The 17606-nt window shown below is 59.3% G+C and carries 17 protein-coding genes and 3 tRNA genes; 3 read left to right on the top strand and 17 right to left on the bottom strand.

Annotated features, from left to right (window positions below; genetic code table 11):
* Positions 1–17 precede the first annotated feature (17 nt).
* From IIC71_05475 to dut, 5 genes are all read right to left on the bottom strand, one after another.
* Positions 18–1178, bottom strand: coding sequence for a hypothetical protein (locus tag IIC71_05475; GenBank protein ID MCH7668640.1), 1161 nt, complete (start codon positions 1176–1178; stop codon positions 18–20).
* 170 nt (positions 1179–1348) lie between these two features.
* Positions 1349–1420: transfer RNA gene (locus IIC71_05470), tRNA-Val, on the bottom strand.
* A 24-nt stretch (positions 1421–1444) separates the two neighbouring features.
* Positions 1445–1515: transfer RNA gene (locus IIC71_05465), tRNA-Cys, on the bottom strand.
* A gap of 33 nt (positions 1516–1548) precedes the next feature.
* Positions 1549–1621 (bottom strand) — tRNA-Gly (locus tag IIC71_05460).
* A gap of 45 nt (positions 1622–1666) precedes the next feature.
* On the bottom strand, positions 1667–2095 hold the full coding sequence (gene dut, locus IIC71_05455; GenBank protein ID MCH7668639.1) for a dUTP diphosphatase: 429 nt from the start codon (positions 2093–2095) through the stop codon (positions 1667–1669).
* A 44-nt stretch (positions 2096–2139) separates the two neighbouring features.
* Here dut and IIC71_05450 point away from each other — a divergent pair, with 44 nt between their 5' ends.
* A complete protein-coding gene (locus IIC71_05450; protein ID MCH7668638.1) occupies positions 2140–3150 on the top strand; it encodes a hypothetical protein in 1011 nt (336 codons plus the stop codon).
* A gap of 110 nt (positions 3151–3260) precedes the next feature.
* Positions 3261–4088, top strand: coding sequence for an EamA family transporter (locus IIC71_05445; protein MCH7668637.1), 828 nt, complete (start codon positions 3261–3263; stop codon positions 4086–4088).
* Positions 4089–4131: 43 nt separating this feature from the next.
* On the opposite strand, the gene nrdR is transcribed toward IIC71_05445, so the two are convergent.
* Positions 4132–4584, bottom strand: a complete 453-nt coding sequence (nrdR, locus tag IIC71_05440) for a transcriptional repressor NrdR (protein ID MCH7668636.1) — start codon at positions 4582–4584, stop codon at positions 4132–4134.
* Positions 4585–4681: 97 nt separating this feature from the next.
* A complete protein-coding gene (locus IIC71_05435) occupies positions 4682–4981 on the bottom strand; it encodes a LysM peptidoglycan-binding domain-containing protein (GenBank protein ID MCH7668635.1) in 300 nt (99 codons plus the stop codon).
* Between the two features lie 262 nt (positions 4982–5243).
* Between IIC71_05435 and lexA the strand changes: the two genes are divergently transcribed.
* Positions 5244–5876, top strand: coding sequence for a transcriptional repressor LexA (gene lexA, locus IIC71_05430; GenBank protein MCH7668634.1), 633 nt, complete (start codon positions 5244–5246; stop codon positions 5874–5876).
* A 56-nt stretch (positions 5877–5932) separates the two neighbouring features.
* Here lexA and dapF read toward each other — a convergent pair whose 3' ends face one another.
* The 10 genes from dapF to IIC71_05380 all read right to left on the bottom strand — a co-directional run bounded on the left by dapF (position 5933) and on the right by IIC71_05380 (position 17233).
* Positions 5933–6691, bottom strand: coding sequence for a diaminopimelate epimerase (gene dapF, locus IIC71_05425; protein MCH7668633.1), 759 nt, complete (start codon positions 6689–6691; stop codon positions 5933–5935).
* Positions 6688–7671, bottom strand: coding sequence for a tRNA (adenosine(37)-N6)-dimethylallyltransferase MiaA (miaA, locus tag IIC71_05420; GenBank protein ID MCH7668632.1), 984 nt, complete (start codon positions 7669–7671; stop codon positions 6688–6690). Before miaA ends, dapF begins: the two co-directional genes overlap by 4 nt.
* Positions 7593–8981, bottom strand: coding sequence for a tRNA (N6-isopentenyl adenosine(37)-C2)-methylthiotransferase MiaB (gene miaB, locus IIC71_05415; GenBank protein ID MCH7668631.1), 1389 nt, complete (start codon positions 8979–8981; stop codon positions 7593–7595). Before miaB ends, miaA begins: the two co-directional genes overlap by 79 nt.
* Positions 8982–9093: 112 nt before the next feature.
* On the bottom strand, positions 9094–10614 hold the full coding sequence (rny, locus tag IIC71_05410; protein ID MCH7668630.1) for a ribonuclease Y: 1521 nt from the start codon (positions 10612–10614) through the stop codon (positions 9094–9096).
* Between the two features lie 333 nt (positions 10615–10947).
* Positions 10948–12006 (bottom strand): recombinase RecA, encoded by a 1059-nt coding sequence (gene recA, locus IIC71_05405; GenBank protein MCH7668629.1) that lies wholly within the window; start codon positions 12004–12006, stop codon positions 10948–10950.
* 134 nt (positions 12007–12140) lie between these two features.
* Positions 12141–12704, bottom strand: coding sequence for an RNA 2',3'-cyclic phosphodiesterase (gene thpR, locus IIC71_05400; protein MCH7668628.1), 564 nt, complete (start codon positions 12702–12704; stop codon positions 12141–12143).
* A complete protein-coding gene (locus IIC71_05395) occupies positions 12689–13939 on the bottom strand; it encodes a competence/damage-inducible protein A (GenBank protein MCH7668627.1) in 1251 nt (416 codons plus the stop codon). The genes thpR and IIC71_05395 overlap by 16 nt, the downstream gene beginning before the upstream one ends.
* A 73-nt stretch (positions 13940–14012) precedes the next feature.
* The gene (gene rimO / locus IIC71_05390) at positions 14013–15335 is read right to left on the bottom strand and encodes a 30S ribosomal protein S12 methylthiotransferase RimO (GenBank protein MCH7668626.1); all 1323 of its coding nucleotides are present in this window, start codon (positions 15333–15335) and stop codon (positions 14013–14015) included.
* A 312-nt stretch (positions 15336–15647) separates the two neighbouring features.
* The gene (locus tag IIC71_05385) at positions 15648–17048 is read right to left on the bottom strand and encodes a DUF222 domain-containing protein (protein ID MCH7668625.1); all 1401 of its coding nucleotides are present in this window, start codon (positions 17046–17048) and stop codon (positions 15648–15650) included.
* A 107-nt stretch (positions 17049–17155) separates the two neighbouring features.
* Positions 17156–17233 (bottom strand): hypothetical protein, encoded by a 78-nt coding sequence (locus tag IIC71_05380; GenBank protein MCH7668624.1) that lies wholly within the window; start codon positions 17231–17233, stop codon positions 17156–17158.
* Positions 17234–17606 lie beyond the last annotated feature (373 nt).

Genomic DNA, 17606 nt, shown 5'->3' with positions numbered 1-17606 from the left:
CACAGCAGAGAAACCCCTCACGGCGTCGACGTTACCAGAGTTACTAGGTCGGTCATGAATCCCGCGTAGGCTTCTATCAGCGCGTACGCCTCGACTTGAGTCGCCGGGTCCAGAGAGAGCCCGAAGATCACGATCACAAACTCATCTAGGGTCAGCCACCGCGAGCTGATACTCATTCCTCCAGGAATGTCGGAGATCTTTACGGAACCGTCATTGCGGATCAGCACGTTGAGGACTCGACCGCTGGACTGATAGATCAGAACGTCGCCCGTGAGCGACTGACCCGACGCATTCTGGACTTCCTGCGCTGCGCCGCTGAAGGTCAACGCGATCTCGGTTGTGGCATCGGCGCTGTTGACGGTCACGCTCATCCCTATCAGGTCGGTCTTGTCCAAAACGTCCTGCCCTGATACGCCGTCGCGAGTCTTGGATGGGTCTATTGGGTCAAGATCATCGAAACTCTGGTATTGATCACCGAGAGGGTCGGTCACGGAATCCGTGGTCGTTCCAGCCGCACTCGATGTTTTGGTAGCGTCAGAAGTGGCGTCGACGGAATCTTCAGCGGGCGTATCGATGCCCACGGATCCGGACGCTCCTGACGAATCTACCGGGTTGGCCTGGTCCTGCTCGACGACAACAGAGGGCGCTTGGGTCCCGTCTGTCGCCTCAGTGCCGTTTGTGATCACCACTGCGCCAACCCCTATAAGCACTGCGGCCGTGCCGAACAGAGTCCACTTCAGTGGTTTCGACTGCCTCCACCACGGCTGCGGTATGTAGCCCTGATCTCCCACTGGTTGGAATTCGAACCCTTCACCGGCATCAGATTCATCCGGACCTTCGGGTGACGTCTGGTCGGGTGGGGTCGCGGATCCTAAGACGACCACGGGCGTCAATTCGTCAACGACCGACTTCGGAAGGTCTGAGCGCGCGGCGTCCGCGTCTCGTTGCATGGCGTCCTCGAACTTGGCATCTTGCTCGGCCCGCTTCTCCGCGTCTGTCTTTTCGCCGGGCACGATGGGCAGCCGCGCTGCCTCCAACCGACTCCATGAGTCCATCCCGGTTTGGTCGAATGCAGACTGCAGTACGTCGTCGTGAGATGATGACTCCGTCTGCGAGGAGGTCGTACTGCCCGTTTCGTCGACATCGCCTGGTTCGCCATTCTCAGGTGTATCAGGCACTGTTTGCCTCTTCCACTCAAGCTACACAAACAATATATGGAAGCAAAGCACCGCGTCGGACGCCCGCATGGCTTCACCGATAAGCGAGGCAGAAACTGGAAAACACAACCCGGAACGTGAATGGGTTTCGAGATCGAATAGAACTCGAAAGCCATCGAACTGACCGTTTGTGGGCACTACTGGGATCGAACCAGTGACCTCTACCGTGTCAGGGCAGCGCTCTCCCGCTGAGCTAAGCGCCCGCTTACCGGAATGATAACCGGCGGAGGCGACACCGGGATTCGAACCCGGGTACAGGGTTTTGCAGACCCTTGCCTAGCCACTCGGCCATGTCGCCAAAAAACGGATGACACCAGCCATCCATTCGTCGAGCGGACGACCGGGTTCGAACCGGCGACCTCAACCTTGGCAAGGTTGCGCTCTACCAACTGAGCTACGTCCGCAAGGACCGGCAGTTTACCACGGTGCCCCGAGAGGCTGACTTGTTGTCAGGCTCCCGTCGACCCGTAACCGCCGTCGCCTCGCGCAGTAGCTGACAGATCGTTTATTTCAACAATGTCCTGGGTTACAAACGGCGTGATGACTAACTGGGCGATGCGATCGCCCCGTACGATAGCGAAAGGTTCCGAACCGTGATTGATCAGCATCACCTTCAGCTCGCCACGGTACCCCGAATCAATGAGACCGGGGCTGTTCGCAATCCCGATGCCTGACCTCAGAGCAAGACCGCTGCGCGGGAGGACGAGGCCGCAGTACCCAGCTGGGATCTCGAAGGCGACTCCCGTCGGCACGAGAATCCGGTCTCCTGGTGCCAGCGATGCATCGATCACCGAACGGAGGTCCACGCCCGCATCGCCGGGGTGACTGTGCTTAGGCAATGGAAGCTCGGTGTCAAGCCGAAAAACATGTATCTTCATGGCTTGCAACAATAGGACTTCTGGAAACCGCAGGGGCAACACGGGTGACCGATACCACAGAGAACACAACACAAGGCCACTGGTTCTACAGGCTGGTCGCGGAGTCTGATTCAACAGACCGAGTGTCGGTCGTAATCGATCCGCTGACGGCCGTCCAAACTGCCGATGACGCCACGACCAACGAAGTAGCCGGTGCGTTGTGGTTGGCGGAAACCCCGCCACCTGATGTTTCGGACGACAATACAGACACTGATCGCCGATTCCGTATCTCTGTCGTGTTGACTTGGATTGTGTTGCTCAGCTTCATCGCGACAGGGGGTGTGTACGCGTTCTTCCAGCCATCACGAGCTGCCGATGCCACTCACGATGAGTACACGTCTGCCTTGGTTGCACTTCATGGTGAGATGGTTGCCGCCCAGAACGCCCTCGACGTTATTACAGGTGGCGCAACATCCGCCGCCGACCTCGGGGCGGTGTACGCGCCCCTTGCTTCATTCGACGGCCGGGCCAGTATCGTTCGAGCCGTTGCTGTAGCCCCATTGCCACAGCCCTGGCCCCTCGTCCCCTCAGCACCGATAGACGATCTCGACTCTCTGCGTTCCGAAATCGGAGTGATCGCAACATCGTCGTCAGCCCTCGCTGATCGCCTGAAGACCGCTCTTGACTACAGGGCGTCACTCTCGTCGGTCGGGAAACTGCCCGACCTCCCCGTCGTTGCCGACGCAGCGGCTGTCAACACGTTGTCCGTGAGCCTCGCCTCGTATCTAGCGGACTCGACAACGGTTGCGAATGGACTGCCAACCGATGCAGCGTTCGCCGACCACCGAGATAACCTGCGATCGTGGCTCGACGCTCTGTCAGGCCTCCAGGTGACCTATCTCGATGCTCTCCGAAACGCAGATGTGGCAACTGCGGCAAACGCAGCAAACGATATCCACGAAGGCGAACTGTCGGTCACGGTATCCCTCACCGAGGCGCTAGCAACACTACGTGTCACGCTGGACACGCTGATCCTCGAAACCGCCGACGCGATCGCCTTGGTGGTAAACGCCTAGGGTGGTAAACGCCTAGTTATCACAACCGGAACGAATTCTCCGATGTCAACGGGTGACCGCGGCTCCCGCCACGGCGATCCTACGACGTGGGTGAGCACTAAGGTTCCTCGATGTCTCCGACCGCAACGGTCCTTGTTCTTAGCGCCGCGATTCTTCACGCTTTGTGGAACGGGCTAGTCAAGGCCAGCGCCGACCGGCTTATCACGACCTGGGCGATCGGCGCCGGCTCTGCGCTGGTGAACATCGGCCTTCTCGTGTTCGTTGGCCTACCCGACATGCGGGTGTGGACACTTGTGGCAGTCTCCACCGCGCTCCACGTGGGATACAACCTGTTTCTAGCCAAAGCCTATGAACATGCGGATCTCGCGGTCGCCTACCCCATCGCTCGCGGCATAGCTCCGACTCTCATCAGCGTTGGCGGCATCGTGCTTCTCGGCGACACGCTTTCGATCGTCGGTGTTGCAGGGATCGCCCTAGTGACGATCGGCCTCGTTGTACTCATCAGTTCTCAAAATATGCACGGCACGAAATGGGCGGTCGCTACCGGGATCCTGATTGCCGCTTACACGGTCGTGGACGGCGCCGGTGTTCGCGCCAACAATGACACCGTGCAATTCATCTCACTCGTGTTCACGATGAACTCGATTGCGTTGACACCAATCGTTGTCGTGTCTCGGGGTTGGAGTGCAATGCGACGAACCGTCGTCGCTCAACCTTCCAGACTCTTCGTCGGGAGCCTGGCATCAACCGCTGCGTACCTCCTCGTCATGATCGCGGCGCGCACCGAGCCGCTCGGCCTTGTGTCGGGTCTCCGAGAAACTTCAACTGTTCTGGCTGTCGTGATCGGACATCGCTATCTGCGAGAGCGTGTCACTCAGCGCCAAATCGTCGCGGTAGTGATCGCCGCGGCAGGTGCGATTGCAATCGCTCTTGGGTAGCGGCCTGAGTGGCGCCGGACATCGCTCGGCGCCTGATAAGACGCTAGACCTCGTCGCTGACGTCTAAGGAAGCGAGTTCGCGCTCGAAGTCCTCGGCGCCTTGGAACTCCTTGTACACCGAAGCAAACCGTAGGTAGGCGACGTGGTCGATGTCCTTGAGCGCATCCAACACCATGCGGCCGATGTCGTCCGCCGTGACGTCGCCTCCGCCTTGCACAACTCGCATCTCAATGGTTGCTGCAATCTCGTCGACCGAACCGGGCTGTGGTGCTCGGTCCGCTAGACAAAACGCGATACCGCGGCGCACTTTTTCGACGTCGAATGGCTCCATCCTGCCGTCACGCTTGAGCACGTTGAACACCGCAGCGCGCTCGTATGTCGTGAAGCGGTGGCCACACGTCGGACACGATCGGCGGCGTCTTATCGCGGTTCCACCTTCGGCTGGTCTGCTGTCAATGACGCGGGTATCTTCGGTCTGACAGAGGGGGCATTGCATGAACGGTAAGGCTACACCAGCCCGCATGGATCCCCGATTCGTTTGCTGCAGAGTTACAGCCTGCAGAGTTACAGCCTGCAGAACTGCAGCGATCTGACTACGTCTGGGACTCTATCAACAATACTTGACCGGGTCGGATGATTGACGATGTCAATCCGTTCCGTTTCGAGATGGAGCGCACCATGGCGCGGACGTCGTCGGTCGTGTGCTGCGTTGCAATATCCCACAGGGTGTCGCCACTCACCACGGTGTATTCGACCAACCCAACCGTGCCCTGACCATCTCCGCCATCGGAGTCGGCTGCATACACCTGCGAAGCGAGGAGGAGCATCAATGCCACTGCGATTGTGGAAATGATGACGATGGCCCGTGTTGGGAGCGTCAACTGCTGTGTCATATGATGCTGCCTCCTTGCTCGCTTGGTACCGGAGTTCCGGTGGTGTGTGTGCTGGTGTAGGTCCCAACATTGCTCAATGTATTGAACGGGTGTGACAAGAACGCGATCCCCTCAGATAACGCCGACACACCCCGTGTCTCGAACACGTGTTCGCTACGAGAACAAAGGTATCGAACATTTGTTCGCATGTCAAGTCGAACATATGTTTGGTTTCACGCCGCGTTCGCGCTACTGTTTCCAAAAGCAGCTGAAGGGACCCCATATGGAGCGCAAGCAACTCACTGATCGACAACAGCAGATTCTCAGCTACATCCGTGAGAGCGTGAACGAGCGTGGGTATCCCCCGGCAGTTCGTGAAATCGGCGAGGCTGTTGGACTCAGTTCGCCCTCGACGGTGCATTCGCATCTGAACGCTCTTGTGAACTACGGCTACCTGCGTCGCGACCCGACAAAGCCGCGCGCTATCGAAGTTCTCGACCCTGGACATGTGGAACCATCACTTCACCGTGCGCCGGTACGCGACGTACCTCTCGTCGGCAGAATCGCGGCAGGATCGCCGATGCTCGCAGAGGAGGACATCGAAGAAATCTATCCGTTACCGGTGGACCTTGTCGGCAACGACCCGGTCTTCATGCTGAAAGTGCGTGGCGACTCGATGATCGATGTCGGTATTTTCGATGACGACTTTGTTGTAGTCAAAAAGCAGTCCACCGCCCGAAACGGCCAGTTGGTAGCGGCTCTCATCGATGGAGAAGAAGCTACAGTCAAACGCTTCCAGCTCAAGGACGGGCGCGTGACACTCATCGCGGAAAACCGCGATTATGCGCCCATGGTGTTCACCGAGGGTGTGGAGATTCTGGGGGTCGTAACCGCGGTGCTCCGCCGGGTGGTCTAAATCCAGCCGGGTGGTCTAAATCCAAATGTCGTTGGCGGGAATCGGACCAGAGGGTTCTAGGTCGCGGGCCACTCGCCGGAGAACACGAACTCAGCCGGCCCCTCCATCCAGACACCCTCTCCGGTCAGTTCAATGAGGAGGTCTCCGCCAGGTAGCGTGACGGTGACTGTCGTGTCTACGTGACCACGTTCGTGCGCCGCAAACACGGTCGCGGCAGCACCCGTGCCGCATGCGTTTGTTTCGCCTACTCCCCGTTCCCATACCCGAAGATCAATGTGATTCCGCGACCGAATCAATGCGAACTCAACGTTTGTGCCGTTGGCGAATTGCGGGTCCACTTCGATGTCAGACCCAAGTAGTTCCACCGGAGCGTTCGCCAGGTCTTCGACAAACGTCACCGCATGCGGATTTCCGACCGTCACGGTGTGCAGGTCCGCACCGCACGACGCCACGTCACGATCCAACGTGTGCGCCTCGCCGACAAACGCTCTCACGAGGTAGTCGCCGACCCGCAGGGCTGAGTGCATACCCGATTCCGTATGCACCGTAAAACCCCCCGGATCTACCCATCCGCTGCGCATGGCGAGTTGTGCAACACACCGCAGGCCGTTTGCGCACATCTCAGCCGGCGTCCCATTGGCATTCCAATACTCCATCTGAACCGCATCGCCGCGCTGGGTTGCGACGATGACACCGTCGGCCCCGACCCCCTTTCGCCGATCGCAGATCGCATTGATCAAGGAACTCGAAGGTTCCATCGGTCCGACAATGACCACAAAGTCGTTGCCAAGCCCCTGCATTTTGATGAACTTCACTCGGCCGACTCCAGTAGCTCGCACAGCGCAGACCACCGCCGCTCACGGTCATTGTGCCACACCAGCCAACGCACTCTCGGATCCCTGCGGAAGTAGGTCCGTTGCTGCTTGACAAGAGCCAACGTCGCCCGCACGACATACTCGAGTCCTTCCGCAGGAGTGGACCGGCCCTCGATCACGGGCACCAGTTCCTTGTAACCCACTGCCTGAGCCGCCGCTCGCCCGAGTTTTCCCTGCAACGATCGCACCTCCTCAAGAAGCCCGGCAGCGAACATTGCCTGACACCGAGCGGCGACCCTGGCTTCGATCGCATCCCCCGGATCGACACCCACGAGGACGATCGGATCGATTGGCTCGTACTCCCTCACCGCCGTCGCTTCTTTTGTGAAGTGTCGCTGTGTAGGAGTTCTACCCGACAGACGAAGGATCTCGACGGCACGCACAACACGCCGCCGGTTTGCGAGGTCGACCACACTCGCGGCATCCGCGTCGGCGGCCGTGAGCTCGCTAACGAGGTCGTGCGTTGGCGTCGATTCGAGGACCGTACGCAGATCTGCATCGGTACCTTCGAAGACAAGCGGATCGATGAGCGATCGCATGTGCAAACCCGACCCTCCGGCGATAACGACATCACGACCACGAGACTCGATCGTTTCAAGCGCCTGTCTCCCCGCCGCTTGAAATTGCGCGACCGACATGTCGTGTTTGGGTTCCACAAGATCGATGAGGTGATACGCAACGCGGGATCTCGTCTCCTTGCTCGGTTTGGCGGTGCCGATATCCATCCCTCGGTACACCTGCATCGAGTCCACGCTCACGATGTCTGCACCACGCTCCGTTGCAAGGCGTTCCGCGAGTTCGGTCTTGCCTGAAGCAGTCGGACCGACGATCCCGATACGGCTCAGGATGCCACCACACCATCGAGGTAGTGAGGAGCCGCGCGGGTGACAGTCGCGTCGAAGACGCTGCCCGGTGGGAATACTCCGGGCACGTGTACCAGACGGTTTCCCCTCGTTCGTGTCGTCGCGACCGACGCGTCTCGCTTGGAAGGACCTTCGACCATCACCTCAAAGGTTCGTCCGACTTGGTCCCGGTTCCGCTCGAAAGTGATCGCGTTCTGGGCTGTAACCAGCGCGTCAAAACGCCGCTTCATGACGCCGGGCGTGATGGTGTCGCCCATCGATGCTGCTGGTGTTCCCGGGCGAGCCGAGAACTGAAACATAAACGCCGTGTCGAATCGCGCCGTCTGCACAACATCCATCGTCTGCGCAAAGTCGTCTTCGGTTTCTCCGGGAAACCCCACGATGATGTCGGTTGACACGGTGAGATCTGCAACGATCTCGCGGGCCATCGCGAGCTTTGCGAGGAATCGCACGGGTGTGTATCCGCGATGCATTGCGGCGAGGATCCTGGCGCTCCCTGACTGGAGGGGAAGATGAAGTTGCTCGCACACTGCCTCGGTCTGTTGCATCGCGTACATCACGTCCTCACGGATGTCTTTCGGGTGCGGCGATGTGTAACGGATACGGCGGATCCCCTTGACCTCGCCGACCCGGCGGAGCAGGTCCGCAAACAGCGGTTTGCGACCGTCGATATCGAGATCTCTCCCGTACGAATTGACGTTCTGCCCGAGCAGCGTCACCTCGGTGACGCCGTCGGCGGCGAGCCGCTGAACTTCACGAATCACGTCGCCTGGACGGCGACTGATTTCGGCTCCACGAACGATTGGAACAATGCAGAACGTGCAGGAGTTGTTGCAACCAATGGTGATGGTCACCCAGGCCGAGTGTGCGGTCTCGCGATGCGCAGGCAGGGCCGAAGCAGTGGTTTCAACGGACGTCGTCTCTTCGAGAATCTCAGTGATTGGACCCCATTCGTCGGCGTGGTCCAAGAGATCAACCACGCGATGAATGTTGTGTGTCCCGAAAACGACATCGACCCAAGAAGCCCGCTGCTGGATAATGTCGCGCTCTTTTTGTGCAGAACAACCCCCGACCGCGATAAGCAAACTCGGCTTCACATTCTTGAGCGCTTTGAGCGAGCCAAGGTACCCGTAAAGCCTCTGGTCGGCGTTTTCACGGATGGTGCAAGTGTTGACCACTATCAGATCGGCTTCTTCGATCACATCGGTTGAGACCATGCCATCGCTATCGAGAAGGCCGGAAATACGCTCGGAGTCATGGTCGTTCATCTGACAACCCATTGTGCGTACGAAGTACTTCTGACCTACGCGCGTTGGAACACGCATTTCTTTGACTGTTGGCATCCCGAGGATCACCACGTCGCTCATCTTTGAAACCTTCGCTAGGTTGAACTACGTAACGTGCGGCAAGCAACCGTTGCACATGCGCCGGCATGGCCAGCATGGCCAAACTGTAGCCTTCGTCAGCAGAGTGGTTTGCCTACCTAGCGAAGTCGTTCGCTCGGAACTCACGGATAACGGTCACTTCGATTTGACCGGGGTACTGGAGGTCCTCTTCGAACGTTCTCGCGATGCGCCTGGCAAGGCTACTCGCCGCAAGGTCGTCTATCGAGCCGGGGTCAACAACGACCCGCACTTCACGCCCCGCCTGCATGGCGAACACTCGGTCCACACCGTCGAACCCCATCGCAATTTCCTCGAGACGCTCTAGGCGTCGGACGTACGATTCGATTGCCTCGCGGCGAGCCCCTGGGCGAGCTGCACTCACTGTATCGGCAGCCTGCACAATGATTGCTGTCAGTGTCCGCGGTTCAACCTCGTTGTGATGAGCTTCGATAGCGTGAACAACACCGGCTTCCTCGCCGAACCGCCTCGCGATCTCGGCACCTATGAGGGCGTGTGACCCGCCCACTTCGTGGCTCACTGCCTTGCCTATATCGTGCAGAAACGCGGCTCGGCGTGCTTCGGCTTCACCGACACCGAGTTCGGCGGCAAGCATCCCGGCGATGTTCGCTGACTCGACGAGATGGTTGAGCACGTTCTGGCCGTATGACGTGCGGAATCGCAGTCGGCCCAACAAAGTCACGATCTCGGGATGAACGCGAGTGACATTGGCCTCAAGCATCGCCCACTCCCCCGCATCACGAACAGAATGCTCCACCTCTGAGCGGGCCTTTTCGTACGCTTCCTCGATCGATGCTGGATGGATACGGCCATCCTCAACAAGTCTCACCAATGCGCGCCTCGCGATCTCACGCCGTACCGGATCGAATGTCGATAGCGAAACAGATTCTGGTGTGTCGTCGACGATGAGGTTCACGCCGGTCACAGCTTCGAACGTCCGTATGTTGCGTCCGTCGCGACCAATTATCCGTCCCTTCATATCGTCGCTGGGCAACGCCACGCTCGACACGGAGGCGTCCGACACGACTTCGGCAGCGAGCCTCTGGATGGTGGTGGCCAGGATCCGCCTCGATCTTCGCTCAGATTCCTCTCGAGCTTTGAGTTCAAGGTCCCTCATCAGCACCATCGCTTCGCGGCGTGCCTCATCCTCGACCCTTTCGAGCAGCTCGGTGCGTGCTGCGTCGGCGTCGATCCCTGCTACTTCTTCGAGACGGATGCGAACGGATTCGATTTCGGTATCCAGTTCGACGCGCTCTTGTTGAAGCCCTTGCTCCTTTTCGAGCAGAAGCTCCTCCCTGTTGGCAAGGTTTGCGGCGCGTTGTTCGAGTGTCGCTTCCCGTTGGGCGAGACGTTCCTCTAGGCTGCTCGCTTCGAACTTCCGATGCTCAAGCGCTTCCTCTTCTCGTTCGCGATGTGCAAGAGCGACTGCCCGCCCTTCGTCTTCAGCCCGAAGGAGTAGCTGCTGCGCCTCGGCGCGCGCCTCAGACAGCGTTGCTTGCGCCGCTGCGGTTGCATTGGCGGTCTTCCGGCGGTGGGCCGCTCTTCCAGCCAGAAATGCGATGACCATGAGGAGGGCGCTGACGACCGCTCTCATCATCCACGGCTCAGTCATTTGTTCCCCTATCCTGGGACACCGTGGCTGTACTGACAGATCGGCGGTATGACCCGCCCTTTAGCTACCTGGTCGGTAGCTTTAACTCGGTTGTCTCTGTCGTGTCAGCGTTGCGGGGTTCTCGGTCGGTCTGACCGAAGAGGCTCCCTTACGCTGTTCTCTCCTTATCAGTGCTTTGTACGGCGTTTCCATTTTTCAGTATTGGTTCTCGTTGATGGGATCGTAGCCCATGTCGAACGGTTACATGGCTTGTTTTCGCAAAAATATGGTGAGGCGCTGCAATCGCGCCGCACCATACCGATCGACGTCCTGCGGTGACTACTCGGCCGCCACGTTGGAGTCCGCCTCGACAGCAGAAGCGTCTGACGAGATATCGTCCGATTCTATGAGACCGACTGCACGCAGGACCTGGTCCTGAAGCTGCATTGCAAGCTCTGGTGTGTCGCGAAGGAACTGTTTCGCCTTCTCACGTCCTTGGCCAAGCTGGTCACCTTCGTACGTGTACCAGGCACCAGATTTACGGACGATTCCCTCTTCGACCGCAACGTCTAGCAGGCTGCCTTCTCGTGAGATTCCTTCACCAAACATGATGTCGAACTCAGCGAGACGGAACGGTGGTGCGACCTTGTTCTTGGCGACCTTGACCCGGACACGGTTGCCAACGTTTTCGGTGCCTTGTTTGATCGCCTCGATACGCCGAACGTCTAGACGAACACTTGCGTAGAACTTCAGCGCACGACCACCCGGCGTGATCTCAGGTGAGCCGAACATCACACCGATCTTTTCACGAAGCTGGTTGATGAAGATCACCGTTGTATCAGATCGGTTGATCGAGCCGGCAAGCTTGCGTAGAGCCTGAGACATCAGCCGAGCTTGGAGCCCGACATGGACATCGCCCATGTCTCCCTCAAGTTCGGCGCGAGGTACAAGTGCAGCAACGGAGTCGATGACGACCACATCGAGCGCACCCGATCGAACCAACATGTCGACGATTTCGAGGGCCTGCTCGCCGGTGTCCGGTTGGGCTATCAGAAGCTCGTCCACATCAACACCCAACGCTTTGGCGTACACAGGGTCAAGTGCATGCTCGACGTCGATGAATGCAGCAACTCCCCCGTTGCGCTGCGCTTCGGCGACGATATGGAGTGCAAGGGTTGTCTTGCCAGATGCCTCTGGACCGTAGATCTCGACAATCCGGCCGCGAGGAACACCACCTATGCCAAGGGCAAGGTCGAGCGCTAACGCACCCGTCGGAATCGCCCTGACGTTGCGCACTGCGCTGTCGCTCAACTTCATGATGGCGCCCTTGCCGAACTGCCGTTCGATCTGCGACATCGCCATTTCAAGATTCTTACTCTGTTCTGAATCCACCGGGATTCTCCCTTCTCAGGCGGTACAACAGAACGTACCCGGTACCTGTGACAAACTCTGTGTGTTGGTGTGCCGCCACTCTATACGAACAGGTGTTCGATGTCGAGTACTGTGCTCACAGGCCTCTCCACAAGGCCACCTCAGCCAAGCATGATCTCATCGACCGGTTCGTAGACAACGCCACCTGCGCCCGAATACGACCGGAACAGCGTCACCCGATCAACCTTGGTCCGAATCGCTGGAATCTCGATACGGGTCAATTCACGGACGTCGGCGGGTGGACGAATGCGCGACAGCGTGAGGTGAGGGACAAACGGGCGACCCTCAGGTTCAAAACCGACCACCTCGGCAGCAGCCTCACACTGAGCACCGAGTATCGCAAGTGCGTCTCCCCCGTCGGCCCCCAACCACAAAACGGTCGCTTTGTCGGATCGCGGGAAGGAACCGATCGTGTGGAGTCGCAACGTGAACGGCGCAACGCTGATCGTTTCCTCAAGCTCTCGCATGAACAGGTCTTGCACAACCGGCGAGGTCAAGCCCAGAAACCGTAGGGTGACATGCCACGATTTTGGCGGAACCGGCTTGCCGATCATCTCGACGCCGGCAATCTGCAAGGCGTGCGCCAGCGTATGACGAGCCTCGTTGTCAACCGCTACGCCGACGAACAGGCGCCGCGGCGTGTCAATGTCTACGACGTCTCCCACCACACGCCGTCCAATGCAAGGCGCACCAAGTGGAGCGCGGCCGTCGCCGTGTATGCGCGAATTCGCTCCCTGTCACCCGGCAAGCGCGACGTACGGGCACGGATATCATCGGGTGTTGCCACTGCAATGACCATTGTTCCGACGTCTTTGCCAAGCGGGTCGGGACCGGCCGAGCCGGTGACTGACACCGCAACTTCAACACCAAGCGCCGTTTGGGCACCGCGCGCCATTTCGATGGCGACCTCTTCGGACACCACACCGTATTCGTCGATCGTGAGCGGTGACACCCCGAGGATTCCGACCTTGACGTCTTCGTGGTACGCAACAATCCCACCACGAAACCAACCGCTGGAACCGGGGATAGTCGTCAACCTGCCTGATATAAGGCCGCCCGTTGCGGATTCAGCGGTACCAATCGTCCACCCTCGCTCCAGAAGCCGAGACGCCAATCCACGCTCGATCGTGTCGGCGTCGAACCCGAATATCCGGTGCCCCAGTCGCTCAACGACGATCGCTTCGATCGGGGCGATAAGCGCACGGGCTGCTTCAGCGTCTGGTGCCCGAGCCGTCAGCCGTATCTTGATCTCAGATGCCGACGCGAGGTACGCAACCGTCGGGTTCTCGCTTGTCTCGAAAATGTCCGATAGCAATTCACCGACCTTCGCTTCGGACTCGCCAAACGTGCGAATGATGCGACTAATCAGAACGCCCTGGTCGCCGGCAGCAGCGAGAATCCGCGGGAGCACCTGCGCATCCACCATCGGCAACATCTCCGCCGGCACCCCCGGCAGCGAAAAGATCATCGTGCCTTCGTGCTCGATATACACGCCGGGGGCCGATCCCTTCGGGTTTTCCAGCAGCTCCCCGCCCTCGGGGTACTCAGCCTGGCGAAGGTTCGACGGCGGCATGTCACGCCCAAGGCGCTGCCATCGCTCTCGTAGCTCGGCAGCGTACTCTTCGCTGAAAGCCGTCGCTCGGTCGGTTGCGAGACAGATGGCCTCTCGGGTGACATCGTCAGCCGTCGGTCCTATGCCACCCGTGATGATCAACGCATCGGCGCGCGACATGGCGAGTCTGATCGCCCCAACCATGCGGTCCATGTTGTCACCGACAACTGTCTGATGGAGATGGGTCAAACCGTTTTCGGCAAGCCGTTCACCGATCGCAGCGGCGTTTGTGTTTGCTATCTGACCGAGTAAAAGCTCGGTCCCCACCGCCAGCGTCTCAACAATCATGGACATAGGTTACGGCCTCAGCAACCGGTGTCCATCCCACACATGCCGTTTGCCGCGGCGGTCGAACGGGAAGCTACGAAACGACGGTCGCTTCCATTTCAACGCCGTACGCCGCAGTGATCTCAGCCGTCACCCATTCTCCTGGTTTCCCCGTGTCGAGTAACACCACACCATCGATTTCAGGCGCCTCGCGATACGAACGCCCGACAGGGCGCTCGTCCTCGACCTGATCGATCAGAATCTCGAAGCGCCGTCCGACCTGGGCGAGCGACTGTTCGAGCGTGACTTCATCCTGGACGGATTGTAGATATCGGACCCGCTCTTCGATCTCGTCGGCCGGGACCTGGTTCGCCATTTCCGCCGCCGGCGTTCCATGCTCCGCCGAATAGGGGAACAACCCCACCCAATCAATCGTGGCGTCGCGCATGAATGTTGCAAGTTCCTCGACCTCATCATCCGTCTCGCCGGGAAACCCAACAATGAAGCTCGACCTGAAAGCAGGCCGGTCGGCCTCCGTGCGGATGCGCGCGATGAGGTCGAGATGTTTCTCCCCGCTGCCTGGACGTTTCATCGCTCGAAGCAACCCTGGGTTGACGTGCTGCAGCGACAAGTCAAAGTAGTTCGCCACAACAGGGTTCGAAGCCATCTCGTGAATCAGTTTTGGCCGGACCTCACGAGGGAACAAGTAGTACAGCCTGAGTCTTCGCAAGCCTTCAACATCGCTGACGAATTGCACCAGTGACTCGATGCCTCCGGGTGCGTTGATGTCGCGCCCGTATGCGGCAAGATCCTGTGCAACGATGACGATTTCACCGACGCCCTGTGCGGTGAGGTCGGCGATCTCGTCGCGGATGTTCAGCGGTGAACGCGAGCGTTGTTTGCCGCGAAACTGCGGGATTGCGCAGAACGTGCAGCTCTTGTCGCACCCTTCGGCGATCTTGACGTAGGCGTACGGCGTCGTCGGTGTCGGACGTTTCGTCTGGTACAAAATGTCCATCTTGGATGTCGGCGCCGCCGTGACCCGAAGCGGCCGCCAGTCCGTCATGGTGTCGAGTGTGGAGATCAGCTCGCCGTAGCGGTCGAGACCAAGGACCGCGTCGGCCTCCGGCAACGCTTCAGCCAGCTCGGTCTCGTAACGCTGCGCCATGCAACCAAGCACGACAAGGTTGGCACCGTCGTTCTTGATATCCGCAAGAGCAAGGATCGTGTCGATCGATTCCTCACGGGCCGCTTCGATGAATGCACACGTGTTCACCATCACCACGTCGGCGACCTTCGCCGACGCGGCCATCACGTATCCGGACGTGTCAAGCAACGCGGTGAGTTTGTCCGAATCGACCTGGTTCTTGGCGCACCCAAGCGTCTCAAGCCACACGGTCGGAGGAGAAGAAGACATTGCACAGAGTCTAGAAGAGCACTGCCGACCGCACGACAGCCGGTTGCGTCTCGGTTCGTTCCCGCACCGACGAACCCGACTCTTGTCTTTTCGCACCGAGCGATCGCCGACGTCGCCAGAAACGGTGTCAGCCCTTTTGCCCGTCGGGGCACTGGTTTAGTGCTCCATGACCTCGTAGATACGAATGCTGGTAATCGATGGATACTTCGCAGCCAGCGCCGTGGCTTCGGCCAACCCGGTGGCAGCGGAATCACCCCGCTCCCCCCATCGCACCAATTCCGATGGGAAACCGCGGGCCGGTTCGGTCCATTTTTAGGGTGGTGCTCGGCGAGTGGTGTAGGTGTGGCCGAGGGGGCTGGTCCACTGGTAGTCGCCGTTGTCGAGTTTTTCGAGGCGCCAGTCGAGGTGTTTTTGGGTGTGGTGGAACCTGCATAACGGTGCCAGGTTAGGCGGCGTGGTGGGTCCGCCGTGGGTGACTGGGTCACGGTGATCCAAATCGGATTCGACGGATGGCATGCGGCATCCGGGGAACACACAGGTCGTGTGGCGCATCTCAACTGCGCGGCGTATCGCGGCACCGGGGCGGCGGGTCGTGGTTCCGGTGTGGGTGAGTTCACCCGTGTCAGGATCGGTAATGGACCAGCGCCACTCAGTTTTGGTGTCAGCGTTTTGGGCGACGATTTGGCGGGTAATGTCAGCTATTACTGGCCCGTAGCCACCCAGGTCACCAGGATGATCGTTGAGGCGGGTGAGGGTTTGAAGATCGGTGGTGATATGGATCACACCCCGACCCGCAGCGTGATAGTTGGTGCCTGTCAGTAGGTCGACGTAGACGTCGGCTCGTAACTGGTCCATGGTGCGTGTCTCACCGCCCCGTCTGAGACTTTTAGCCAAGTTGTTGATCCGGTTGGTGATCTCCACTACCCGGCCTGGTTCCAGAGCAAGACCCATCAGGTTGGCTGTGCCCTCAGTGGTTGCTTCCATCACAACCCGACGGTCCCCGTGTGCTGTTTGAAAGCGTCGGGCAGCATCATCAGGGTTTACGTTGATGCAGAGTTTCGCGATGCGGGCTCTGAGCTGCCCTGTGGTTAACCCGGGGGCCTCGTTAGCAACACTATCAATCACACCCCGGGCGGTGTCAGTGTCGAGGTGGATAGTGGCAGCAGACATACATTTTACCCGCCGCACATCTACCAGGCCCAGGGTGAGCATCTCATGGAGCCTCGGGAGCCGACCAGTGAGCTCAAGCGCTACACCAAGCTCGGTGTCGGCGGCGCGGCGGGTGAGATGTAACGCACAACCGATCTCAACACCGGCATCCCTGACAGCATCAAAACTGGGACCCCCAGAAGGCTCGCCAGAAACATGGTCGGCGACGTGGTTTGGGGTGTCGGTGGGGTTCTCGAATACTGTCGTGATGCCAGCCATGTCTGTGTAAAGCTGTGCTTGGTAGTGAGATACCAAGCGTTGGTGGGCTCGTAACACTATGACCCGGTCATAACCACACAGTTCCCCGATATTGATACCGTCGAGGATGAACGCGAGGACGGCACCGGGTTCTATGTCATCAAGCCCCACGGGTATTGCCCGGGCGTCCATGTGGGGTGTGTCAAAGAATATTGGTTCGAAATCCGAACCACTCGAACCCGTCACGGTGCCAGCACCCACCGTATTACGGGGTTTGTCCGTTGCTGCTAACTGGGCGTAACTCATACCCGTAATCTATCGAACACTTGTTCGATTGTCAACCCCAAAACCCAACATTTCTTGGGATTCTTACTGGTGTTTTCCACCCGCGACAGCACCACCGGAATGAAGCCCTAAAACACGCAGAATGGGTGACCAGCAGGGTCCAACATCACACACACATCGCCTTGCGGTTGGTGATCAGCAAGCACGGCTCCAGCGTCAGTGGCGGTCGCCGCCGTCCGCTGAGGTCATCGAAGCCGTCGACCCTTGATGCGATGTGTTGTCAGCCGCGCCGCGGGCCATTGGTGACCGGCGTCACAAACCGACACCGTCGGGACGCGCGAGCCCTTCAGCACGAATGTGGTAACACTACGGCGCCACGGCGCCGGCGCGGTCGAGACGGCATTCGCACCGCATTCTGGACATTCCAGCGAACCCACCGACACCGACCAGGTGGCGGCTTGTGTGGTTTTCTTCATGAGACAACCCTACTTGTCGGAATAGGTCGCGCCCTCGTCAGCCAGGGTCTTCCCGATCTGCTCCCGCGCCAGCCGTCGATAGTGCAATCGAAACGGGCGGTTG

The sequence above is a fragment of the Acidobacteriota bacterium genome (assembly GCA_022562055.1).
Lineage (GTDB): Bacteria > Actinomycetota > Acidimicrobiia > Spongiisociales > UBA5794 > BMS3BBIN02.
The sequence above is the reverse complement of the archived record's forward strand: the minus strand, read 5'-3'. Positions and strand labels throughout refer to the sequence as shown.